Genomic DNA, 25,986 nt, shown 5'->3' with positions numbered 1-25,986 from the left:
ACTTGTTACAATTTATATTCAAAGTTAACTAATGAATATTCTAATGCATTTCATACACTATATTCATAACCAGTCTATTAAAGATTCACCCCCTTAGCTTAATGTATTTTTTAACTCTTTAAATAATTCTTTATCATTTTTAATCTTACTATCATTTCCTAAGACTACAATAAAATCTTTTTCCATTACATCAGATATAAGCTTTGAGAATCCATTAATATCTTTTACATTAGTATTTAAAATTTCTGTTCTTTCTCGCTGTCTGTCCTCATTTGATATACCTCTTATATGATAACTTATCGCAGTATCTCCAGCCATTGATGGTGTTAATGGCATATCTAACTCGCTAATTGTTCCTATTATATACTTTAGCATTTCTCTATCTGTAGTTGTAAAGTCTGCTACATATTTTGCAGCCTCATCATAAGCCTTTAGTGTCTCTCTTATATTAGGATCTCTATAACTTGCAAACATTAAATTTCCACTTCTAACTATATTTGCAAAGGCTCCATAAGCTCCACCCTGTACTCTAACTTTATTCCATAGATAATCCATACCTATTATAGTTTTTAGAACTAATAATTTCCCGGTAAATTTGTAACCTAATCTTTTATAGTTATATCCTTTAGCTACATATTGTACATTTGACGGTGTAAGCATTCCTTCTTTTTTATTATCTTCTATAAATTTATAATCTTTTAATTCTATATGTTCATCTGATAATACATCTAGAACTATGTTCATATTTTTATCAACAGCTTCAACTTCTTCATTTTGGCCTATTACCGTTACTATCATATTATTTTTATTGAAAATTTGTCTTCTTACTGCTTCCAACTTTTCAATAAACCCATCTATTTTTTCATCAAAGCTATTTTCAAACTCCTTTAAAAATCTATAAAAGTCATATCCTGATGTACTTTCTATATATGAATATGCTGGTGAAAAATATGAACCTAATCTAGTTGTTGCCACTTGATGACCCCTATCCATAAATTTCATTTCCATTCTTGATATTAAAACTCTAATTAAGTCTCTTATCCTTTTCTTGTCATCGAATACTGTATTTTTTATTATATCACTTAAGATATTCAATGCTTTTGGTAGTTTATCTACAACTACACTGCAATGTGCTTCAAAATATGGGCTATATTTAAGGGTATCCTTACTATCTCCATAAATCTCATTTTTAAAATACATACCACCAGTATTTATCAATATCTCATTAGACAAATCACTATAGCTATAGGTTTTTGTATTAACTTTACCCATTAAAGTACTCAATAAACTTATATATGGAATATCTTCTTGATTTAATACTTTGCTATTAAACATAAAACTTAAATAAGCAATCTTACTAGTGAATACATCATGGTGTAGTAATTTAATCCCCTTAGTACTAGTCTCTTCTATTTGTAATTCCTCTATTTTCTCTTCTATATCTTCAATTGACAGTACTGGTATGGTTTCTAATATTTCATCTGAATCTGGAGTTGTTTGCCTCTTTATTAAATTTCTTGTTTCATTTACTATATCCTTAATCTCATCCATAGATAGGTTAGCCTTGTAATCCTGTAATTTCTTATTTAGTTTTTCATCTTTTTCATCGGCTAATCCTTTCTTTGGAGATAATACTAAGATAGAACCATGGTTATTATTTAATAGATATTTTTCTATAAGATTTTCAAAATAATTAGATGTAAGTCCCATCTTCATCTTCTCAATGCCTTTTTCATATCTTAGATGTGTTAATGGATCACCTCCATGAAGCCAACTATCCATAGCTGTCATGTAGTAAAATAATCCCTTAGGCATTCCTTGGAAATCTGCTTCTCTTAATTTAAATTCTGTGATGTTTACACATGCCTCTATAAGTTTTTTATCAATACCATTGTCTACTAGATTTCTCAATGTAGTATATACAACATCTATAAATTTTTCTCTTTTATCACTATCCGTATTTTTAAGCACTATACTAAATACTGGTTGTAAAATACTATTGTCTAAACTTCCATAAACATCTTTTCCTAAGTTTGCATCTAATAGAGCTTGCTTAAGTGGAGCTCCTTGAGTTTCTAGTAATAAATACTCTAAGGTACTTAAACTTAGATATAATTCATCATCTGTAGATTTTCCTGTAACAAAATTTAGTGCCATGAAAGTTTTTTCATTTTCATCATCTTCTCTGGATATAGAGTATTCATACTCAGCTTCTTTTATTTCACTAAAAGGTTCTTCTGGTTTTATTTCAGAGTCAATTTTAGTCTTTTCGAAATTTATTAAATAATTATCATTTATAAATTTTAATCTCTGCTCTAAATCTCCATCTCCATATAAGAATATATAACTGTTTGATGGGTGGTAGTACTTGCTATGAAAACCTAAAAACTCTTCACTTGTTAAATCTGGTATTGCATCTGGATCTCCACCTGATTCAAAGCCATATGTGTTGTTTTTAAATAGAGACTCTTGTATTTTTCTCATCAAAATACCATCTGGTGATGAAAATGCCCCCTTCATCTCATTGTATACTACACCCTTATACGTTAAATCATCCTCGGCATTCTCTAATTCATAATGCCAACCTTCTTGCATCAAAATCTCCTTAGTATTATATATGTTTGGATAAAAAACTGCATCTAAATATACATCCATCAAATTAAAGAAATCTTTTTCATTTTTACTTGCTAAAGGATATATTGTCTTATCACTAAATGTCATTGCATTTAAAAAAGTGTTTAATGAACCTTTTATAAGTTCAACAAAAGGCTCTTTTGTAGGAAATTTTCTAGAACCACAAAGTACACTGTGCTCTAATATGTGTGCAACACCCGTATCATCGCTTGGGGGCGTCTTAAATCCTATTGCAAAAACTTTGTTGGAATCATCATTTTCTAAATGCAAAAGTTTTGCACCTGTTTTTTCATGAGTAAATACTCTTGAAATAGAATTTATCTCCACCACATTCTCTTCTCTATCTAATTTAAAACCATGGTATACATTGCCTATCTTGTAATTCATATTCTTCCTCCTTATGTAATGATATATTTTCTTGATTCTACTGTTACTATTATCTATCTGTACTAGTTTAATATTCATTATTTCATATATAATATAAATTTAATATTATATTATATACGAAATGTAACTCTATACCTACTCGTGACGACAATTCATTATTTTATAAATTTTCACTTAATATCATTATATATTATAAAGAGTTAATACTAAAGTTTTTAGTATTAACTCTTTATACACTTAAAATTGAACTTTTACTCTTTATAACTAAGTATAGGAGAAATAATTTTTGCCAAGGTATTAACAAAATTTAATTCATCATGAGTAAATTCCTTGTTATTAATCGAAACCGCTAGATAAATTACACCAATTATCTTAGATTTGTTTTTTAGTAAAACTATCATTTTAGACTTTACATCCGGAACATTTTTAAATTCCTCTACATGTTCCCAATCTATTGCACATAGATTTTCACCAGTTTTTATAGCTACCTTTACATTGTCATAGTTATACACACCAACATCTGAATTATTATCCACATCTACTATTTTAGAATATATTTTCTCTAATTCATCATTCTCAACCTTAAATATAGTACATAAATCCGCCTCAGTAATTTCTGCAATTCTATTTATTGAAATCATAAGCTTCTCTTCTATGCTTATTTCATCATTAATTAAATCTATGAACTCAATTACGGTAGATACATTTTTATAATCCTGATTACCACTTCCCACAAGTATTCCACTCAATCTATTAGTAGTGCTAATTTTAGATTCATAATATTCATTCCATATCTTTGTGTTGTTTCTACCATTATTTTTCGCAGCATATAGTGCTTGATCTGATTTTTCAATAAGTTCCTCATAATTAGTTGTATGATTTGGATAATTAGCTATTCCTATACTAACTGTTACATCTTGCTTGTCTCCCATGATTTTAGCTTCATATATCTTCACTCTAATTCTTTCTGCTATAGTTTCCGCCTCCAATATTCCAGTATATGGCAAAACTATAATGAATTCTTCCCCACCATATCTCCCAACTACATCATCTTTTCGTATATTCTTTATCATAACATCACATAGTTTACTTAATACTTTATCTCCCATTCTATGACCAAATGTGTCGTTAATATGTTTAAATTTATCTATATCTACCATTAAAGTTGAAAATTCATATCCATGAGTTGATGATAATTCTATTTGTTCATGAACAAATGTCTCTAAGTACTTTCTAGTTAATGTGTTTGTAACTCTATCAATTGTAGAGCTTTTCTTAATATTTAACTTATCTATTATCATGTATAGTATTTTTCCTATTGTTATACATTTATTCATTGTATCTTCGCTAATATTATTTAATTTTGAGTCACATTCTATATATATATACCCTATAATATCTTGGTTATACTCATATTTACTGCCTCTACTTGAATGCCTTAAAACTTGTGCTATAGGTATACACATAGATGATTTAATATAACTTTCAGCTTCATGACTTAGGATATTTCCACAGCTATCTTTAATTAACCCTCTATTCACTCTTAATGGAATACCTTTATTCCTAGAAATATTAACTAGTGTCATGTCCTCTGGCAGTTCTTTACACTCAATATTACTTGATATTACTGAAAATTTGTTATTATTCTCTACTACTATCTTAGTCTTTGAAGCTAATGTTATTGAGTTTATATATTTACATATGAATTCTATATTTTCATCACTATTTCCATGTAGATTATTAACAAGATCTTCAATGCTATTAACATCTTTCAACTCATCACTATTAAGTTTTCTTGCTTCATTTATGAACTTCTCATTTATAAAATCACTTTCTAAAATAATTTTTAGTACTTCCTCTATATTATCTATAAGGTTTAAATCTATAGGCATTTCACCCATATTAACTTCATTATTATAATAACTTTTTATATATAAAAGTATTTCAAAATATTTAATCATGTGACTTTCTCTTTTTAAAAATGATTTCCTATTATTTTTTGAAATTTGGCCTAAAATTTCTAGGATTATATTGCAAGCCTCTAAGAAATATTTAGTAGCATACACATAATTAAACTCACTATAATATGAATATGCTATAGTTCCATATACCCTCCACATAAGCATTGGATTCGTAACATCATTATACAAACGTGTAGATTCTGCCAAATCAGCAACTGATACTCCAATGTTTAATTTGCACCCAATATAATCCAATGTTAATTTGTTTATATTAGACTTTACACTTTCTCGTAGTTTATTCATATAGGTATACATTTCGCTTGCTATCAAATATTCTTCATTATTTAGTAACCTAATTACATGTTCACAAAGCATCGATACTCTTAAATCTATATATAATATTTTTTCACTTGCCTCAATTATATCATTTGTAGAAATATCTCCATTATTATCAATAGCATTATTAATAATATAAAGAAGTTGTACTTTATGCTTAATAACCGAATCTGAATTCCCTAATATATTTTTACCCTTAATTAAGCAATCTTCCGCTTTTTTACTTTCACCTAATAGATTATTTACATAATATAAAAATATATAATAAACACTAAGTTCTTGACCGCTAGCTGAATTAGCATCTATATAGCTAGTACAAAGATCAACATATCTAAAGCACTCTAAATATTTACCCTGCTTAAATAATACAGTTCCTAAATATATATAACTATAAAGATTTAAATATACAAATTGCTCTTGTATAGCTTTGTTAACTGACTCAATTAAATATTTATATGCTTCATCATAATTTAATAACACATAATTTACAAATCCTATATTTGCGCCTGATGTTATATCCCAAGCTCTATCACTATCACCTTTTTTTACTTTATATAGCTTCATAAACCATTCTAGGGCTTCTTCTGGACATTGAATATAATCACTATACATTAATCCGACGCTGTTATAAGCCCTTATTAGTTGACTTGTATAGTTATTGTTAGAGCACTCTTTAATTATTTCTTTTGATGTATCTAACGCTTCTTTAATTTTATTCTGATCTATTAGTGCATTACAATAACTATTTAAAAACATAAGCTTATATTCCAAATAATTTTCTTTGCATAATTGAATACCGTATTCAGTTAATAATTCCAGTTTTTTAAAATCTTGATTAAAAAATGAATTTCTTATTTCTATGATTAAATATTTTATTTCACCTTCAACATAATTAACCGATTTTAATAATTTGCTAATTTCATGTGTATAATATATAACCTTCTTATTATTACTCAAATCTCTATATAATGTTGCCATTTCACTCATGATATCTATAGTGGTTTTAACTTCATTAACTACATTACATAACTTTAATGCATTTTCATAATATTTAAGACTTATAGTCTTCTGGGATAACTTATTATACAACTTCCCAAGGTTCACATTAGCTTCTATTTCATCCTGAATAAAATTAAATCGATCTTCAATAGTATCTAAAATATCTAATATTTTTATGTTGCATTTAATTGCTTCTTTACTATTATTTATAGCCTCTAATCTCTCTTCATTTTTTTTATAATAATAAATTAATTTCTCTTTATCTCCTATTATATCTAGTTGATAAATAGTCTCTTCCAGATATACATTTAAATCTCCCTTGCAACAATTTATAAGCATTTGCGAGATCTCATTATGACGACACATCTTCTCGGTGTTATCTACAGTTCTATATAAATAATTTTTTAGAAATTTATTGTAAAAGCTATATACAAACCCATTATCCCCTATACTACTATATAAAATTCCCTTACTAACCAATTCATTAATTGTATTATTTATATTTTCTTCATCCACATTTATTATTTGTTTTATCATATCAATAGATATTGGCATATAAAAAAATGACATGATGTACAGAACTTCATATGATAACTTATCTAGATCACTTAATTGACTCTTGCATATTTTCTCTCTTCCTAAAGACATAAATATTTCATGCCCCTTAATTCTATTCCATTTGCCGGTATCCTTATTGATGTATATAATTTTCCTAGTAATTAAATCCTTAAGTGCCTCTTCTATAAACAATGGATTACCACTAGAATATCTATAAAACATACCTAAAAATTCCTCTGATACATGTGAAACATTTAAAATATTTTTTATAATCGTTCCTACTTTATCTTCTGATAATGTTCTTAGGTGAACATCTAGACTAACTCTTTCTGAAAGTTGTCCAATTAGTTCAATGAATTTATTATTTTTCAGACAATCTCCATCTCTATAGGCTAATACTATAGCTAAATTTCTATGTATACTAGGTTTACTTAATACCTGTTGTATTATACTTAATGTAAAATCGTCATATATACTCATATCATCCATAATAATAATTCCTGTATTTTTACTATAATACTCTTGTAAAAATGAAGAAATTTTTAATATAAGTACTAGTTTTGATTTACTGTCCAATAAATTAACATCCAAAACACCTAAATTGCCTTCTCCATTTATTTGAGGTAAAAATTTAACTAAATCCTTCTTATACTTATTTATTAAATTATTATCTGCAACTTTAACTATTTTTTCAAGCAATATTTCAATTGTCAATTTGCTAGAATCTACTTTATTGCTGATAATATAAATGCCACCACTACTTTTTACCTCTTTATTTTCTTTTATATTTATTCTATGTTTTATATGCTCTAATAGCCTACTTTTTCCTATTCCAATTTCACCATGCACCAAAATTATATTTTTTGATTGCTGAAATTTTTCTATATTCTCTATAGCTTCCAAAATTAAATTTACTTCTTCTTCCCTTTCTATTAAAGGTATACTAAAATTAAGATTTTCTAACGCAACATTGGCCTCATATTTATAATTTGTTCCATATAATTCATTGATATACCTAATTATATCAAATATATTTTTCACTTTTCGACCTTCGCTACTTTCACGCAATTCATTTAGCAGCATATAGATTTTATTTGAGCCTACATCTTTACACTCATTATTATTAACTTCATTTAATCCATTTACAATATTTTTATAAGATTTGATATGTCTGTACTTATTTTGATTTCTCGTTGTAATATCAACTAATATTTCCGAAAGCTTTTCTATGTAATAATTACTCTCAGTATATTTATTGATTTCTCCTGTAGCTATATCATCAGAATTCTCTTCATCATAACTAGTTATTCCAATTTCTCTATATTCAAGCATTATTGTTATTTTATCCTTTAGTTTAGGTTTAATATTAGATGTAATATAAATACTTTCTGCATTAAACGGAATTATCTTATTATAACTATAAGATTGAGTATATGCCATTTTACAAATTTCTACAAAAATATCTATTAGCATCTTCTCTGAAACCCCATCTACAAACTGCAACAATGATTTATACTCGCCAATCCATTCTGTAACATAGTAATAATTCCTCTTATTATTTTTATCTGTTTCATCTATTACTACGCCAAAATCTAAAATTTTTATAATTGTATCATTATCTATGCTGCCCATTTTTTCTAATTCAGATATACAAAACTTAAGTAGTCTTTCTTCCATATGAGTAGTATTTATTATACATAATTTAACTTTACTTATTCCTTGTGTTATATCCATAGCTTCATATACTGAATACGTCCTACTTTTATTTACTAACTCAACTATTTTGTACCTTTCATTCACCATCTTCATATCAAATACCTACCTAATCTAATTAATAACTCACTAATTAATACTCTGATTATTCTGTTAAATCATTATATCATACCTATACATAATATGTAATATATTGAAATATTTTATTTTAATTTGTATTTTTGTTTAAAAGAACTCATAAAGTTTTAAAAAACTTTATGAGTTCCATGATTAATCTAAGTTAACACTTCACATCCATTATCTGTAACAAGTATGGTATGCTCCCACTGCGCTGATAACAAATCATCCTCAGTAACCGCAGTCCAATCATCCTCTAATACTAAAGTTTCAGGCACACCTTCATTAATCATAGGTTCTACTGTAAATGTCATGCCTGGTAATAATACCATGCCTTCACCTCTTTCACCTATGTGAGGCACAAATGGTTCCTCATGAAATTCATTTCCGATTCCATGACCACCATAATCATATACTACCGAATAACCTCTACTTGTAGCTAACTGATTTATAACAAACCCTATATCTCCTAATGTATTAAAAGGTTTTATCTCTTCTATTCCTTTTATTAAACATTCTTTAGCTGTCTCTACTAACCTTCTTGCCTTTTCACTTACATTTCCAATTAAAAATGTTCTATTTGAATCTCCATAATAACCATCTAAAATACATGTAACATCTACATTTACTATATCTCCATCTTTTATTATAGTATCTTCATTTGGTATACCGTGACAAATTACATTATTTATAGATACACAAGTACTTTTCGGAAATCCATGGTAACCTAATGGTGCTGGATAGGCATTATGGGATACTGTATATTCATGAACCCAGCTATTTACTTCTTCCGTAGATATACCTGATTTTATTTTTTCTTCAACCATATCCAATATTTCCTTAGTTAAAGCACAACTCTTTCTTATACCTTCAATATCTTTTTTAGACTTTATAATATCTCTTGGTATTTGATATCCATATTTATCACTTAATTTTTCTAAATATTTATCCTGCTCCATATGACATTTCTTGTACTTTTGCCCACTTCCACACCAACAAATATCATTTCTATTTAACTTATCCATAGTTTCCTCCATTGACCGTAAATATAAATTTTATATTTCACCAATCTAATCACTTATATTTTTCATGTGTTATATATATTATAACACTGATTGCCTGTTATAATTAAAGTTTTTTTGCAATGTAAAAAGTCTTGTAAAATTTCTTATACAAAACTTTTTATTTTATCTTAAAAATGAATATAATTTTTACTTAAAAATCCTACTATCTTTCATTTCCTATAAAAAATAAAGCCAATAATCCTGCACCTGTGTGACTACCTATTGTTGGACCTAAATGATTAATAACACACTCTTCGACGTTGCCATTTTCCCTACATAATTTCTCTAATGCTCTGGCATCTTCTATACAGTCTCCATGAGATATTGTTATCATTTGAGGTTCACTACTAGTTTTTTGAATAAATTGATTCGCAAGTTCTGATATAGCTTTTTTTCTACCCCTTGCCTTAGAAATTGGTACAAGTTTACCCTCATTATCAATGTGAAGTATAGGTTTTACATTTAATAATGTCCCTACTGCCGCCGCTGAACTTGATACTCTTCCACCTCTTTTTAGATGATATAAATCATCTACTGTAAAATAATGGTTTACTTTTAATTTAGTACCTTCTACAAATTCTATTATTTCCTCTTTTGATTTCTCATCTTCCATCATTTTGTATACTTTATAAGCTAGAAGAGCTATACCCATACTTGCAGATAATGTATCTATTACAGTTATATCACTTGATGGTATTTCTTCTTTTATATCTACCGCTGCTGTCCTCGCGTTATTTATTGTTCCAGATAGGCCTGAAGAAAGCCCTAAATAAATAATAGACTTACCCTCTTTAACAATCTCTCTAAAAGATTCTTGAAATTTATATATATTTATCTGTGATGTAGTATACATCTCACCTGCTCTTAACCCTTCGTAAAACTCTTTGCTATCTATAACCTCACCAAAGTAATCTTCAACATCCCTACCTTTAAAGTTACATCCTATTGGAAGCCCTACTACATTAGGATTTTTTATAAATTCTATCGGCAAATCACTTCCAGAATCGACCATCAAAACTAAATTATCTCTCATGATTCCTCTTCCCCTCAACTTCTTATTACTATATTTTTAATTACTGTATAATAATAGTTATTTTATATACACTAGTTTCTACATAGTATTCGTCTTAATATCTTTTACTTTTAAAATGATTTAATTAAAAAGTTATAATTTCATCATACTTACATTTGCATGTTAACTATACTACTACGTATTATACCTTTATACAAATAAAATAACCAATTAATATTGGTAATGTAATTATATTATCACATATTGCAATAATTTACATTAACATTTTACATTAATTGGTTGTTTTTATTATTTTTTATTATTTTTACAAGTTTTACTTTTCTGTAAATTTTCCCATCTTTCTAAATTTGTAATATCTTTTTGTAAGTAATGACTCTATTGGTTCTCGACTTAATCTTTCTATTGCTTCTTTCAAATTTAAATATATACTCTTTGACATTCTTTTAAAATCTTCTTGTGCACCGCCTATTGGTTCTTTTATAACTCTATCGATTATATCCAATTTAAATAGATCGTCCGAAGTTATTTTCATCTTTTCTGCGGCCTCTTTAGCTTTAGATGCATCTTTATATAATATAGATGCAAATCCTTCTGGTGATAAAATGGAGTATATTGAATTTTCTAGCATCCAAATCTCATCTGCTACAGCTAATGCTATTGCTCCCCCACTCCCACCTTCACCTATAACTATAGATATTATTGGAACTCTCAGCGTGCTCATTGTCATAAGATTCTTTGCTATAGCCTCTCCGATTCCTCGCTCTTCTGATTCTATACCACAAAAAGCCCCTGGTGTATCTATAAATATTATCACTGGCCTTTTGAACTTCTCTGCTTGCTTCATAAGTCTTAACGCTTTCCTATATCCCTCAGGCCTTGGCATTCCAAAATTCCTATCTATATTTTCCTTTGTATTATTTCCTTTTTGTATACCTATTACCGTTACACTTTTATCTAGAAACTTCGCTATTCCACCTACTATAGCACTATCATCACCATATCCTCTATCACCTTTTAATTCAATAAAGTTTGTGAATATATCATTTATATAATCTAACGACGTAGGTCTTTTTATGTTTCTAGCTATATTAACCTTTTCCCATGAAGTAGCTTTACTCTCCATAACCTTACTACACCCTCTAACACTCTAAATTTCAACTATTATGCAATTCTAAAATGGTACTAAGTGTGTGTTTCATATCTTTTCTATGCACTATTTTATCTATATATCCTTTTTCTAGAAGAAATTCTGCCTTCTGAAAATCCTCAGGTAACTTTTCTCTTATTGTTTGTTCTATAACTCTTCTTCCTGCAAAGCCAATAAGTGTATTAGGTTCTGCAAGGATTATATCTCCGAGCATTGCAAAACTAGCAGTTACACCACCAGTCGTAGGATCTGTTAAAACTGTAACATATAGCAATCCTTCACTGTTATGGTAAGACAACGCTGCCGATGTTTTTGCCATTTGCATCAATGAGAAAATACCTTCCTGCATTCTAGCACCACCTGAACAAGTAAAGATAATAATTGGTAATTTATCCCTTGTAGCTATCTCTATTGCCCTTGTTATTTTTTCACCAACCACACTACCCATACTTCCCATTAAAAAGTTACTATCCATTACACATAGTACAACTTTTTTGGACCCTATATTTCCACATCCCGTTATTACTGCATCATTCATATTGTTTTTTTCTTTTACTACGTTTAATTTCTCTTCATACTCTGGAAAATCTAAAGGATTAACTGAATACATATTACTAAACCATTCTATGAAAGTTCCATCATCGATTATTTGTTTAATTCTTTCTCTAGCCGTCAACCTAAAATGACCTCCACAAGAGTAACAAACTTTCATATTATTTTCTAAATCGCCTCGATATATTGTCTTCCCACACCCTAAGCATCTAACCCACATTCCATCTGGTACATGTGGCTTTTCTATTTTTTCTTCATCTTTGGTAGGCTTTATTTCTATATAAAAACTCTTCTTAAATAATCCTTTTAACTCTCTCATATCCTTACCTCATTTAGATTAAACTTATAACTATAATTTAATCACCTATAATAAAAATCTCAAATACTTAAATTACGTATGCAATTTATTAATCTTAAAATAGTTATTACATGAACTTTAGTTAGAAATTTAGTAGTTTTACTTATTATTTTTAAGATACATTTCTAGAAAACTTGTATCAAATTCTCCATTAACAAAATTATCATTAGATAAAATACTTAACTGAAGATCTATATTTGTACTAACACCTTCTATTATAAATTCTCCTAGAGCTCTCTTCATTTTACTTATAGCTTCATTTCTATCTCTACCATGAACTATTAACTTTCCAATCATAGAATCATAAGTGTGTGGTATTTTATATCCTTGATATACTGCTGAGTCTAACCTTATTCCATTTCCACCCGGCACATATAAATTTGTTATTAATCCTGGGCATGGCATAAAATTTTTATATGGGTCCTCAGCATTTATTCTACACTCAATTGAGTGTCCTTTAATTCTTATATCCTCTTGAGAAAAACTTAACTTTTCTCCATATGCTATCTTGATTTGCTCTTTAATTAAGTCTATCCCTGTAACCATCTCTGTTACTGGGTGCTCCACCTGTATTCTGGTATTCATTTCCATAAAATAAAATTTCATATTCTTATCTACTAAAAACTCTATAGTTCCAGCATTAACATATCCTATAGATTTAGCAGCCTTAACTGCAACTTCACCCATTTTTATTCTCATCTCTTCATTAACAATAACAGATGGTGCTTCTTCTAATACCTTTTGATTTTTTCTTTGCACCGAACATTCACGTTCTCCTAAGTATACTGTATTTCCATAGTTATCAGCTATTAACTGAATTTCTATATGTCTAGGTTTCTCTACAAACTTCTCTATATACATCGAATCATCATTAAATGAAACTTTAGCTTCTCTTTTAGCCGCATTGAAATCACTTATAAGCTGACTCTCATTATTTACTACTCTAATTCCTTTTCCTCCACCTCCACTGGAAGCCTTTATCATTACTGGATATCCTATTTCTTTCGCTACCCGCAATGCTTGTTCTTCATCTTCAACAATCCCTTTAGATCCTGGTACTACTGGAACTCTTGCCTCTTCCATAAGTTGTCTAGCTTTAGACTTGTTTCCCATATTTCTTATATTATCTGATGTTGGTCCTATAAACTTAATATTACATTCCTCACACATTTTTGCGAATCTATTATTCTCTGATAAAAATCCAAATCCAGGATGAATAGCTTCTGCACCCTTTAATATAGTAGCACTTAAAATGTTATTTTCATTTAAATAACTATCTTTTGAAGGTGATGGACCAATACAAACGCATTCATCTGCCATTTGTGTGTGGAGTGCGTCCTTGTCACCCTCTGAATATACTGCCACCGTTTGTATTCCCATTTCCTTGCAAGCTCTAATTATCCTAACCGCAATTTCCCCTCTATTAGCAATTAATATCTTTTTAAACATCTCGCTACCTCTCTTACTTTCTATACTCCTACAGCAAATGTCAACTCACATTCACAGGCAATATTTCCATCGACTGTTGCTACGGCTTTCCCGATACCCATTGGTCCTTTTATCTTTATAATTTCAACTTCTAACTTTAATCTATCGCCCGGCACAACTTTCCTTCTAAATCTAGCATTTTTTATTCCACCAAAATATGCTATCTTCCCTCTAAATGCCTCATCATAAAGTAGTGCTATTGCACCAACCTGAGCTAATGCTTCAATTATTATTACCCCTGGTAGTACTGGCTCTTCTGGAAAATGTCCTTGAAAAAAGTATTCGTTCATTGTTACATTTTTATATCCTATAGCCCTCTTCATAGGCTCTAATTCTTCTACTGAATCTACAAATAAAAATGGGTATCTGTGAGGAATTATATTTTGTATTTCTTTTATATTTAATTTTACATTTGATTTATCTTCAATTAAATCTGACATTAAATTCACTCCCTCTATAATTAAACATCCTAATACTCAATTAATTTCTTATTGCCATTATTGGTTGCCCAAATTCGATGACTTCTCCATTCTCTACAAATACTTCAGCTATAATTCCATCAACTTCACACTCTATTTCATTCATTAACTTCATAGCTTCAACTATGCAAAGTGTAGATCCCTGTGAAACACTATCTCCAACCTTAACATATGGTTTTCCATCTTCTGTTGGAGATGAATAGAAAGTTCCTACCATTGGTGATTTTAGAATAAATCTTTTATCTACACTAGCTACTTCATCAATACTAACTTGTGATTTTAAATTTACCTGTGCAATTTGACTAGTTGGATCAATAGTATCAAATTCATTACTCTCCATAGTAGTATGTCTACTTATAATCTTATTCTCTTCAGAATAAACCACTTTACTATTATCATTTTTACTCATTCTTATTTTAAGTCCAGCTTCCTCAAGTTCTAATTCTTTCAAATTAGAGTCATTCACTAGTTTTATTAATCTTTCTATGGCATCATAATTCATTACTATTCCTCCCATTTCTTAAATAAAAGTGTAGCATTATGTCCACCAAATCCTAATGAATTTGATAATGCGTACTTAAGATTAGCTATTCTTCCAACCTTTGGAACATAATCTAAATCACAGTCTTCATCTGAATTTTCAAGGCCTACTGTTGGTGGAATAAAACCTTCCTCCAAAGCCTTAATACATGCAATAGACTCTATTGCCCCAGATGCACCTAAAAGATGTCCAGTCATAGACTTTGTAGAACTAACTGGAATATTATATGCTAAATCTTTAAATAAATTTTTAATTGCAACAGTTTCAAACTTATCATTGTAAGGGGTACTAGTACCATGGGCATTTATATAAGAAATCTCTTCTAATCCTATATTTCCTTGCTCAATAGCAAGTTTCATAGATCTTGTTGCGCCTTCACCATCTGGACTCGGCGATGTTATATGATAAGCATCACAAGTAGACCCATAACCCACAACTTCTCCATATATTTTAGCTCCCCTTGATCTTGCATGCTCAAGTTCCTCTAAGATAACTATGCCCGCTCCTTCTCCCATTACAAATCCACTTCTGTTTTTATCAAAGGGAATAGATGCTCTTTTAGGGTCCTCACTATTACTAAGCGCCGTTAGCGATGTAAATCCTGCAAGTCCCGTAGCTGATATTGAAGCTTCTGCTCCACCAGCAATAATTACATCAACTCTATTTGACCTTATCATTTCAAAACCTTCACCTATACTGTTTGTACCTGTAGCACAAGCTGTAACTACTGACATGCATGGCCCTTTAGCTCCATATTTTATTGCTATATTTCCCCCCGCTATATTTCCTATCATCATAGGAATCAAAAAAGGTGATACCTTAGTTGTCTCTCTATCTACCATTCTTTTATATTCATGCTCTAATGTTTGAAGTCCACCAATTCCTGAACCTACTAAAACACCTAATCTATAACTATCTATTTCTTCCAGATTCAACTTTGAAGATTTTACCGCTTCATCTGCTGCTACCATTGCAAATTGACAGTACTTATCCATCCGCTTACTTTCTTTTTTATCTAAAGCTATTTCCGGGTCAAACTCTTTAACCTCAGCTGCTATTTTCACCTTGAACTTTTCAACATCCATAGATTTTATGAACTCTATACCGCATTGTCCAGCCTTAATTCCATTCCAAAAACTATTTACATCATTTCCTATAGGCGTTACTGCTCCCATACCTGTAATTACAACTCTTCTATCCACTTATTTTTCCTCCTATTTAACTACATTACCATTCCGCCATCTACATTTATAACTTGACCTGTAATATATCCCGCGTTTTCTGAAGCCAAGAAAGTTACTGCCTTTGCTACTTCTTCTACCATCCCAAATCTATTTAAAGGAATCACATTCAACATAGTATCCTTGACCTTATCACTAAGCACATCTGTCATATCACTCTTTATAAATCCAGGTGCAATGGCATTTACTGTTATTCCTCTACTTCCAACTTCCTTTGCAATAGATTTTGTAAGTCCTATAACTCCAGCCTTTGATGCTGCATAATTTGCTTGACCAGCATTTCCTACAATGCCTACTACTGAAGAAATGTTTATTATTCTTCCATGTTTTTGTTTAATCATATGGGATACAACACACTTGCAGGTATTAAATACACCTTTAAGGTTTATATCTATTACCTTATCAAAATGTTCTTCTTTCATTCTCATAAGTAATCCATCTTTTGTTATACCTGCATTATTAATTAATATATCTATTGAACCAAATGTATTTATCGCTTCATCTATTAAAAGTTTACCTTCTTCAAGTTTACTTACATCTGATTTTACTAAAATAGAATTACCACCGAGCCTCTTTATTTCCTCGGCAACTTCTCTAGCCTCAATCTCACTACTAACATAATTTATTATCACATTAGCTCCACACCTTCCAAACTCTAAAGCAATAGCTTTACCTATTCCTCTACTTCCTCCAGTGACTATAACATTTTTTCCTTTGAACATATTTATATCATCTCCTATACACTTAGCTCTAAATATTTTAAAGTGTTATAAATGGATTCCTTGTCTTCCACATTCAATACTTTAACTTCTTTATTAATCTTTTTTACAAATCCACTAAGTGATTTTCCTGGTCCCACCTCGATGAATGTGTCTATTCCCATGTCTATCATTGTCTCTATTGTCTTCTGCCATTTTACTGATGATTTAACTTGATTTTCTAATAACTCTTTAAGATCATCTATATCTGATAAAACCTCTCCCGTAACATTTGGTATTACAGTAACAGTAGTTTCATTAAATTTCACATTATTAATTTCATTTCTTAACTTTATTGAAGCGTTTCTCATTAATGTTGTATGAAAGCCTCCATTTACAGCTAACTTAATAGTCCTCTTAGCACCTTTTTCATTTAACATTGTAATAGCTTCATCTACTAGGTGATTTTCTCCTGAAATTACAGTTTGAGAACTACAATTATAGTTTGCTATTGATATTACACCTTTAGAACTAAGCTCCCTACATATATTTTCAATAGACTCAATGTTACCACCAATTATAGCTGCCATTGCACCCCTTGTATTATCAGTATCTTCCTTCATAAATAAGCCTCTTTGCTTAACCACTTCTATACCCTCTTCTTGATTTATAATTCCACTCGTAATTAAAGCTGAGTACTCTCCCAAGCTTAAACCAGCCACCGCCACTGGATTTATTCCATATGATTTTAATATTCTTGCTAATGCTATCGAAACTGTAACTATCGCAACCTGATTATTCTCAGTAGATATTAATTCTTCTATAGGACCATTAAAACAAAGATCTCTTATATCTCTCCCTAAAATTTTACTTGTAGTGTGAAATATGTCTTGAACAATTGGAAACTCTTCATATATTTCCTTTCCCATACCAATATATTGGCATCCTTGACCCGGAAAAATAAAACCTATCTTCCTCATAGTTACCTCTCTATATTAAAAATTATTTGATAAAGCTTTAAGTAGTCTTTCTGTACCTTCTACAAAATCTTTTATAATATCTTCGCAGCTCTCTTGTTTCTTTATCAGTGCCGCAATTTGACCTGCCATTACTGATCCATTGTTTACATCACCATCTATTACAGCTCGTTTAAGAGCACCTACACCTAATCGCTGCAACTCTTCCTCTGATGTACCTTCTTTTTCTAGTTTTATATACTCTCTAGATAATTTGTTTCTTAAAACTCTTATTGGATGCCCCGTGCTTCTAGCTGTTACTATGGAATCAATATCCTTTGACTCTATAATTTTCTTTTTATAATTTTCATGAACAGTGCACTCATTTGCTACAAGAAATCTAGTTCCAACTTGAAATCCACTAGCTCCTAGAGCTAATGATGCTACCATTCCTCTTGAATCGCCTATACCGCCAGCTGCTATAACAGGAATATTTACAGCATCAACTACTTGTGGAAGAAGTGCCATAGTCGTAAGCTCCCCTATATGTCCTCCCGCTTCACAACCTTCTGCTATTATCATATCTGCTCCACTTCTCTCCATTCTTTTTGCAAGTCCTGTGGATGCTACAACTGGTATTACCTTAATATTATGACTTTTCCACATATCCATATACTTGCCTGGGTTTCCTGCTCCAGTGGTAACTACACTTACTCCTTCTTCACAAACAATTTTTGCAACCTCATCTGCATTATCACTAAGTAACATTATATTTACTCCAAAAGGCTTATCTGTAAGTTCTTTTGCTCTTCTAATTTCCATTCTCACATTTTCAGGAAGATTACTTCCTGCTGCAATAATACCAAGTCCTCCAGCGTTAGAAACACTACTAGCCAAGCTACTATCTGCAATCCAAGCCATAGCCCCTTGAATTATTGGATATTTTATTCCTAAGATTCCACATATATCTGACTTAAACATACATACCTCCTATTATTAAGGTCAGATAGTTATCTATCTGACCTTATCTTCATTACTTAACTTTCCCTTGTATATAGTTTGAAATGTCTTCAACAGTCTTAATATCCTCGATATCTTCATTTGGTATCTCTATATCAAATTCTTCCTCTAAACTCATAACAATTTCAAATATTTCTAATGAATCTATTCCTAAATCATCTGTAAATGAAGCTGTTATATTTAACTCCTCCACCTCTACTGATAACTGTTTTGCTACAACCTGTTTAACTCTTTCTAATACCATTTTTTCTTCCTCCTATATATTTAAATTTTAATATTTTTACCTATTCCATTTTAGCAATGCGCTACCGTAAGTTAACCCACCACCAAATCCTATGATTATTATGTTATTACCACTCTCTATAATCCCTGACCTATTAGCCTCATCTAATGCTATTGGAATGCTTGCACTAGATGTATTTCCTGTAGTGTCTAGATTTATAATAAATCTAGATAGTGGAATCCCAATTTTTTTACTAAAACTTTCTATCATTCTTAAATTTGCTTGATGTGGAAGAATAAAATCTATATCATCCTTACTTAGTTTACTTGTTTTAATTATTCTGTTAAACTCCTCTTCCATAGTTCTAACTGCAAATTTATAGATTTCTTTTCCATTCATTTTTATCTTATAGTCAGATTCATCCTTCTCTAATGTATAAGGATTTGTTAAAGGTAACACATTACACGTAAGTGATTCCCCTTTTGATCCTACACTTTTACAATTAACATATGATATATTTTCATTATAATCTGAAGTTAATACAGCAGCCCCTGCTCCATCACCAAATAATATACATGTATTTCTATCTTCCCAATCTACAATCTTAGATAAAACCTCTGCTCCAATTATAAGGGCATTCTTTGCTCTACCAGTAGCTATATAGTTATTTGCTATATCTAAGGCAAATATAAAACCACTACATGCTGCATTTATATCAAATGCCATAGCATTTATAGCTCCAATATTTTTTTGCACATTACATGCAACTGAAGGTATTAAAGCATCTGGACTAACCGTAGCTACTAAAATTAAATCTATATGGATACCTTCTAGCCCGCTATTTTCCAAAGCTGCAACTGCAGCCTTTGTTGCAAGCTCAGTAGTATCCTCATCTTTTGATATACACCGCTTTACTATCCCTGTTCTCTCTTGTATCCATTTATCTGATGTATCAACAATGCTTTCTAGAACCTTATTTGAAATCACATTATCTGGTGTATAAGATCCAGTACCTAGTATTCTTGAACCATTCACAATGTTTCTCCTTTACTTCTTTTTAAGATTATACTTTTCCTTTAAAAACTCATTTACTTTTCCTAGGGATTTTACTAATACTGCCTCTTCATCTTCGGAGAGACCACTTATAGTTTTAGTTATCATTTCCTGATGAAACTTTTCATGTACTCTATATGCAAGCTTTCCCTTTCTTGTAAGTGCTATCATTACCGATCTTCTATCTTCTTCACCTCTGGTTCTTTCAACATATTCCTTCTTAACAAGCTTCGTTATAGCTGTAGTTAATGTTCCAACCGTTATTCCTAAATCATTAGCTACCTCGGTCATAGTTCTTGGCTTATACATTCCTATAGCCTCAATTGTATGTATTTCAGTAACGGATAAATCATTAAGTATTCCCTGACTTAATGCATTTTGCTCTATCTCTAAAATATCATTAAATATAGTTACTAATAATTCATTAAGTACATGTTTATTTGAATTGAAGGACTTCATTAAAACTCCCCCTTCCTTTTGTTTGATTTTCAAATAGTTTGATAATCAAAGTATATTACTAAAAAAAATATAAGTCAATATATTTTTAATTTTTATTATATTTTTCCAAGTATTACTATAAAAGCTTAAAATAAATACTCTAAGCTTTTATAGCATAGCTACTAATATTCTGTTCCTCCACTATATGCAAGTGGATTTACAACCATTCCATCTACTCTTATTTCAAAGTGAAGATGTGGTCCGGTGCTATCACCAGTACTTCCAACTTTAGCTATATTCTGACTCCTAAAAACAGTTTCTCCAGTAACTACATTTAGCTTACTGCAATGTGCGTATACTGTTTGTAGTTTACCACCATGGTCTATTATTACAACATTTCCATACCCATTTGCAACTCCTGCAAAACTTACTTTTCCATCTAATGCTGCCTTTATGGACGTACCACTCTCTGCGGCTAAATCTATACCTTTATGATTATAACCGTTTCTCTGCTCTCCAAATGTAGACGTTAATACTCCTTTTATTGGTGTAGTTATTGAACTATGTAAAAAAACTTCCCTATACAACTCCGATTCACCCCTACTTAGAGGTCTGAATGCTACTTTATCACTGTTCCCTTTATCTACTATAAAACTCACTATACTATCGTCATGTGAGTTATTATACTCTATTATTTTATTTACAACGCCCTCTTCTGTTAAGATTTCAGATTTATCGCAAGTTGTATCTTCATAGAGTATTTCATTATACAATGTAATATCCTTTATATCACTTATATTAGCACTATTAATATAAATGTCCTTTACCATACTTATGGCATCATTCCCAACAATTTCATTCGAAACCACACCTATATACTTATCATCTGATTTCATTATTAGTGCCTTTATTCTTTCGTTTTTTTCTACATATTCATTTTTATCTACAGTATTTATTCTAAGCATAACTAAAATACATAAGGTTGATACGCACACTATGATCAATTCTTTAACTAGATTTGGCTTCATAGTATTACCTCCCTACTACAATGATAATATACCCATTATTAAATTTTTTAATCAAAAACTCTAATTTAATAATTTCATTTATTATTCATTTGTTTAAAATTTATTAAAAATCTTTATTATGAAATTTCCGTTTTAATGAGTTTACTATATGATATACTATGACTATATAATAATCTTTAGTTTTAATTATTGTATGTATCAAAAATCTAAAACTAATAATATATGTATGTTCTAATTAAATTTAATATTTCTTTATGATAATACAGAAAGGTCGCGATTCTATGAGTACTTTTATGTTTAAAACCAAAACTTTAGATTATACTCCTGTAAATAATGTATTTATTGACAACTATATGGCAAATGCTAGAGGAGAATATATAAAAGTTTATCTTCTTGGTCTTAAATATTGTGTCAGTGGTGAGATAGGTGTTAATTCAACTCTTATAGCTTCTGCACTTTCCCTTCTAGAAACCGACGTAATAAATGCTTGGAATTACTGGAATGACGAAGGTGTTATAAAACTAAATCCTATAGATAATATGGGAAACTACAATATAGAGTTTTTAGAATTACTTAAAGTTCAAGATAATAAATCAATAAATCTTCTAAAAGAACTAGACAATTCCTTAGTTAAGGATATGCTTCAAGATATAGAAAGACTTTTAGCTCGACCTCTATCTCCAAAGGAAATGACCACATACCTTGGCTGGCAAAAGGATTTCAACTTTTCTCCGGAGCTAATACTTCTTCTTATAGAATACTGTGTATCTAGGGGAAAATCCGACTATAGATATATCGAAAAAATTGCTTTATCTTGGAATGATAGTAATATAACTAATATAGATCAAGCCCAAAATTTCATAAAAAAACACGAAGATAAATGGGTTAACATTAGAAAAATATTAACTTATTTAGGTATTAAAAACGGGGATGTAATGAAACCTCAAGAAGAAATTCTTGAAAAATGGTTAAATGTATATAACTTTCCTCTAGATATTATTTATAAAGCTTGTGACATCTGCTTTGAAAGACTTAATCGAGCTGATTTTAAATATATAGATGGGATTTTAAATAGTTGGTTTAAAGACAATATTAAAACGCTTCAAGATATAGAAATTAGAGATAAAAAGAAGGTTAATTTTAAATCTATTGTAAATGATTCATCTAATAATAATGCTGGATCAAAAAATAAGGGTAAATTTAACAATTATGATCAGCGAAGTTATGACTTTGATGATTTAGAAAGAAAACTTTTAGGATGGGATAATAATGACTAATGCTCACCACTTACAACTTATAAAAATTTATGATGAAATACAATCTAAACAAAAACAGGCTCTTGATAATCGAAAGAGCGAAGTTAAAGAACGTATTCCTGAAATAGATGCCATCGAGAAAAAAATAGGTAATTTTTGCATAAAGTTATCCTTAAGTGCTTTTCAAGATATACCTAATAGAGATGAACATCTTCAAACTTTAAGAAAAACGATAACTAACTTAAGAGTAAAAAAATCTGAACTTTTAGTATCTAATGGATATCCTATAGATTATCTGGATATTCATTACTCTTGTAATAAATGTAAGGACACAGGATTTATTGGTGTTTCTCAATGTAGTTGCTATAAACAAAAATTAAATAACCTTTATTATAAAAATAGTGATCTTTATGCTGTTTCTAGTGAACATAACTTCACTAATTTTAATATGGAATTTTATACTGATAAAAATAATGGCCCTGAAAAATATAGTCCTAGATCAAATATGAAAAAAATACTAAATTGCAGTCTTAAATTCATAACTAACTTTGATTCTACTTATGAAAATTTACTTTTCTACGGGAATTCAGGGACTGGAAAAACATTTTTGTCCCACTGCATTGCTAAGGATTTAATAGACAACGGTTATTTCGTAGTTTACAAAACCGCTGAAGAATTAATCAAAAATCTAAGAGATGTTAGATTTAATAATAATTCAACTTTGGAGAGTCATCTTATAAATTGTGATTTATTAATAATTGATGACTTAGGTACTGAGATATCCTCGGAGTTTTCTAAATCTGAATTATTTAATCTTCTAAATACTAAGCTTCTACGGAATAAAAAGATGTTAGTTTCTACAAATTATTCCCTAGATGAACTTTCATCCATATACTCTGAAAGAATTACCTCAAGACTTTTTGGTAATTTTACTCTATGTAAGTTTTATGGAAGTGATATTCGCCTTCAAAAAAAACTATCACCATAATACGTCCTCTATAAATAATTAAAATCCTACTCTTTAATAATTAATTTATAGAGTAGGATTTTTCATATTCAAATATTTTAAGGTTCATATAAGCCTCCCATCATAAGATAATCCTCCTGATTCTTTTCAACTATAGGATTAATATCTGAATTAATAAATGTAGATCTTATTATAGCAGCATCCCCATACTTACCTCTTATTTTATCAATAGTTTTATCTAATGATTTTTGCTTCTCCGACTTACTATCATCAAACAGTGACCTTTGATAAATTTTATTACTACTCAGTTTTGTAACTCTAACCCCTAATAACCTTATCCCCTCACCTTTCCACATATCTTTAAATATTCTAGTTACATCATTGAATAGCTGTGTAGTAGAGTCTGTGGGCGTCAATAAGGTTTTCTGGTGAGAGTATGTCATAAACATATTAGACTTAATAGACACTGCAACAACTCCACCTAATGTATTATTTTCTCTTAACCTCATTGCAACTGTCTCTGTAAGATTTAATAATACCTTCAATGCATCATTCTCATTTAAAATATCATTTTTTGTTGTAGTAGAATTACCAATCCCCTTTATATCTATGCAAGATTTTCCATCAACCTCTGAATTATCAATACCATTAGCATATTCATATATAGTAATTGCATAACTCTTAAATATAGTCTTTAGTATATTTAAGTTGTATGTTGCCAAATCTCCAATAGTGCATATATTAAGCTCTATCAATTTCTTTTTTGCCGACTTTCCAACCATGAATAAGTTTCCAATTGGCATTGGCCATAACTTCTTTTCTATCTCATTTTTAAATATTGTATGTATGTGATTTTTCTTAGGAAAATCACTTGCCATTTTTGCAAGTAATTTATTATTTCCTATTCCAATATTTACAGTAAAGCCTAATTCATTTTCAAGCCTTAATTTTATTTCATTAGCTTTATTTAGATAATCATTTTTAAAGTGGCTTACATCCATAAATACTTCATCTATTGAATATCTTTCAATAGTATTTGAATAATCTCTTATTAATTTAAACATAGCATTACTACATTCCATATATAGCTTATGATTTGGAGGAAATATTTTTAAGTCAGGACATTTTTTCAAAGCAGCCACTACCGGTTCTCCTGTTATTATATTAAACTTTTTAGCTGGTATAGATTTAGCCAACACTACTCCCCGTCTATCTTCAGAACTTCCACCTATTATAGAAGGTATTTTTCTTATATCTATAGAATTTTTATCATATTGAAGTTGATTTACTGCTGTCCAAGACAAATATGCTGAATTAACATCTATATGAAATATTATTTTTTCTAACATTGATTCCATAAATATCACCTCTTTTAAGATTAAGCTTCATACTAATTTTAACGAACTAATGTTCATTTGTAAATATATAAATTCTAATTAAGAATGTATAATTTTAAATTTACGGCTAAAATCCTAGAGGATTTTTAAATAATTCAATGTGTAAATTTAATTAGAACATATATATTAAAAAAATAAAAAACATTATAAAATTATAATGTTTTAATCTATAAATATAAAAAAGGTTCTGAATAAATTCAGAACCTTTTGGAGCTGGCAATAGGAATCGAACCTACAACCTGCTGATTACAAATCAGCTGCTCTACCGTTGAGCCATGCCAGCGTACATGGCGACCCAGAAGGGACTCGAACCCTCGACCTCCGGCGTGACAGGCCGGCACT

20 protein-coding genes and 1 tRNA gene are annotated in these 25,986 nt (G+C 29.8%); 2 read left to right on the top strand and 19 right to left on the bottom strand.

From position 1 onward, the window contains the following. Window positions 1–93: 93 nt before the first annotated feature. The 17 genes from RSA29_RS10695 to RSA29_RS10615 all read right to left on the bottom strand — a co-directional run bounded on the left by RSA29_RS10695 (window position 94) and on the right by RSA29_RS10615 (window position 22,024). Window positions 94–3,021 (bottom strand): insulinase family protein, encoded by a 2,928-nt coding sequence (locus RSA29_RS10695; protein ID WP_346942983.1) that lies wholly within the window; start codon window positions 3,019–3,021, stop codon window positions 94–96. A gap of 251 nt (window positions 3,022–3,272) precedes the next feature. Further along, a complete protein-coding gene (locus tag RSA29_RS10690) occupies window positions 3,273–8,684 on the bottom strand; it encodes a diguanylate cyclase (RefSeq protein ID WP_346942984.1) in 5,412 nt (1,803 codons plus the stop codon). Between the two features lie 179 nt (window positions 8,685–8,863). Then, complete coding sequence (locus RSA29_RS10685; protein WP_346942985.1) at window positions 8,864–9,730, bottom strand: methionyl aminopeptidase; 867 nt, start codon at window positions 9,728–9,730, stop codon at window positions 8,864–8,866. Between the two features lie 202 nt (window positions 9,731–9,932). Beyond that, window positions 9,933–10,802 carry a DegV family protein gene (locus RSA29_RS10680; protein WP_346942986.1) on the bottom strand — a complete coding sequence of 290 codons (870 nt, stop codon included), beginning with the start codon at window positions 10,800–10,802 and terminating at the stop codon, window positions 9,933–9,935. A gap of 313 nt (window positions 10,803–11,115) precedes the next feature. After that, entirely contained in the window at window positions 11,116–11,925 is an 810-nt protein-coding gene (locus RSA29_RS10675) for an acetyl-CoA carboxylase carboxyltransferase subunit alpha (protein WP_346932830.1), read from the bottom strand. 31 nt (window positions 11,926–11,956) lie between these two features. Continuing rightward, a complete protein-coding gene (gene accD / locus RSA29_RS10670; RefSeq protein ID WP_346942987.1) occupies window positions 11,957–12,820 on the bottom strand; it encodes an acetyl-CoA carboxylase, carboxyltransferase subunit beta in 864 nt (287 codons plus the stop codon). 138 nt (window positions 12,821–12,958) lie between these two features. After that, the gene (locus tag RSA29_RS10665) at window positions 12,959–14,308 is read right to left on the bottom strand and encodes an acetyl-CoA carboxylase biotin carboxylase subunit (RefSeq protein WP_346942988.1); all 1,350 of its coding nucleotides are present in this window, start codon (window positions 14,306–14,308) and stop codon (window positions 12,959–12,961) included. A gap of 20 nt (window positions 14,309–14,328) precedes the next feature. Continuing rightward, window positions 14,329–14,787 (bottom strand): 3-hydroxyacyl-ACP dehydratase FabZ, encoded by a 459-nt coding sequence (gene fabZ / locus RSA29_RS10660; protein ID WP_346942989.1) that lies wholly within the window; start codon window positions 14,785–14,787, stop codon window positions 14,329–14,331. Between the two features lie 40 nt (window positions 14,788–14,827). Then, complete coding sequence (accB, locus tag RSA29_RS10655) at window positions 14,828–15,328, bottom strand: acetyl-CoA carboxylase biotin carboxyl carrier protein (protein ID WP_346942990.1); 501 nt, start codon at window positions 15,326–15,328, stop codon at window positions 14,828–14,830. A 2-nt stretch (window positions 15,329–15,330) separates the two neighbouring features. Next, window positions 15,331–16,569, bottom strand: coding sequence for a beta-ketoacyl-ACP synthase II (gene fabF / locus RSA29_RS10650; RefSeq protein ID WP_346932834.1), 1,239 nt, complete (start codon window positions 16,567–16,569; stop codon window positions 15,331–15,333). A gap of 20 nt (window positions 16,570–16,589) precedes the next feature. After that, window positions 16,590–17,330 (bottom strand): 3-oxoacyl-[acyl-carrier-protein] reductase, encoded by a 741-nt coding sequence (gene fabG / locus RSA29_RS10645; protein ID WP_346942991.1) that lies wholly within the window; start codon window positions 17,328–17,330, stop codon window positions 16,590–16,592. Between the two features lie 14 nt (window positions 17,331–17,344). Beyond that, window positions 17,345–18,286 carry an ACP S-malonyltransferase gene (gene fabD / locus RSA29_RS10640; RefSeq protein WP_346942992.1) on the bottom strand — a complete coding sequence of 314 codons (942 nt, stop codon included), beginning with the start codon at window positions 18,284–18,286 and terminating at the stop codon, window positions 17,345–17,347. 15 nt (window positions 18,287–18,301) lie between these two features. Beyond that, entirely contained in the window at window positions 18,302–19,243 is a 942-nt protein-coding gene (fabK, locus tag RSA29_RS10635) for an enoyl-[acyl-carrier-protein] reductase FabK (protein WP_346942993.1), read from the bottom strand. A gap of 52 nt (window positions 19,244–19,295) precedes the next feature. Further along, a complete protein-coding gene (acpP, locus tag RSA29_RS10630) occupies window positions 19,296–19,526 on the bottom strand; it encodes an acyl carrier protein (RefSeq protein ID WP_346942994.1) in 231 nt (76 codons plus the stop codon). Between the two features lie 36 nt (window positions 19,527–19,562). Next, on the bottom strand, window positions 19,563–20,540 hold the full coding sequence (locus tag RSA29_RS10625) for a beta-ketoacyl-ACP synthase III (RefSeq protein WP_346942995.1): 978 nt from the start codon (window positions 20,538–20,540) through the stop codon (window positions 19,563–19,565). A 12-nt stretch (window positions 20,541–20,552) separates the two neighbouring features. Beyond that, window positions 20,553–21,017, bottom strand: coding sequence for a MarR family transcriptional regulator (locus RSA29_RS10620; protein ID WP_346942996.1), 465 nt, complete (start codon window positions 21,015–21,017; stop codon window positions 20,553–20,555). 161 nt (window positions 21,018–21,178) lie between these two features. Next, window positions 21,179–22,024: a M23 family metallopeptidase gene (locus tag RSA29_RS10615; protein WP_346932841.1), complete on the bottom strand. Its 846-nt coding sequence runs from the start codon at window positions 22,022–22,024 to the stop codon at window positions 21,179–21,181. Window positions 22,025–22,305: 281 nt separating this feature from the next. Between RSA29_RS10615 and RSA29_RS10610 the strand changes: the two genes are divergently transcribed. Together RSA29_RS10610 and RSA29_RS10605 are read left to right on the top strand one after the other, a co-directional pair. Beyond that, window positions 22,306–23,301 (top strand): DnaD domain protein, encoded by a 996-nt coding sequence (locus tag RSA29_RS10610; protein WP_346942997.1) that lies wholly within the window; start codon window positions 22,306–22,308, stop codon window positions 23,299–23,301. Then, the gene (locus RSA29_RS10605) at window positions 23,294–24,268 is read left to right on the top strand and encodes an ATP-binding protein (RefSeq protein WP_346932843.1); all 975 of its coding nucleotides are present in this window, start codon (window positions 23,294–23,296) and stop codon (window positions 24,266–24,268) included. The genes RSA29_RS10610 and RSA29_RS10605 overlap by 8 nt, the downstream gene beginning before the upstream one ends. 77 nt (window positions 24,269–24,345) lie before the next feature. Here RSA29_RS10605 and RSA29_RS10600 read toward each other — a convergent pair whose 3' ends face one another. Together RSA29_RS10600 and RSA29_RS10595 are read right to left on the bottom strand one after the other, a co-directional pair. After that, entirely contained in the window at window positions 24,346–25,605 is a 1,260-nt protein-coding gene (locus tag RSA29_RS10600) for a DNA polymerase IV (protein WP_346932844.1), read from the bottom strand. Window positions 25,606–25,852: 247 nt separating this feature from the next. Continuing rightward, window positions 25,853–25,927: transfer RNA gene (locus tag RSA29_RS10595), tRNA-Thr, on the bottom strand. Window positions 25,928–25,986 lie beyond the last annotated feature (59 nt).

It is taken from the genome of Clostridium sp. (genome assembly GCF_036660475.1).
Lineage (GTDB): Bacteria > Bacillota > Clostridia > Clostridiales > Clostridiaceae > Clostridium_J.
The sequence above is the reverse complement of the archived record's forward strand: the minus strand, read 5'-3'. Positions and strand labels throughout refer to the sequence as shown.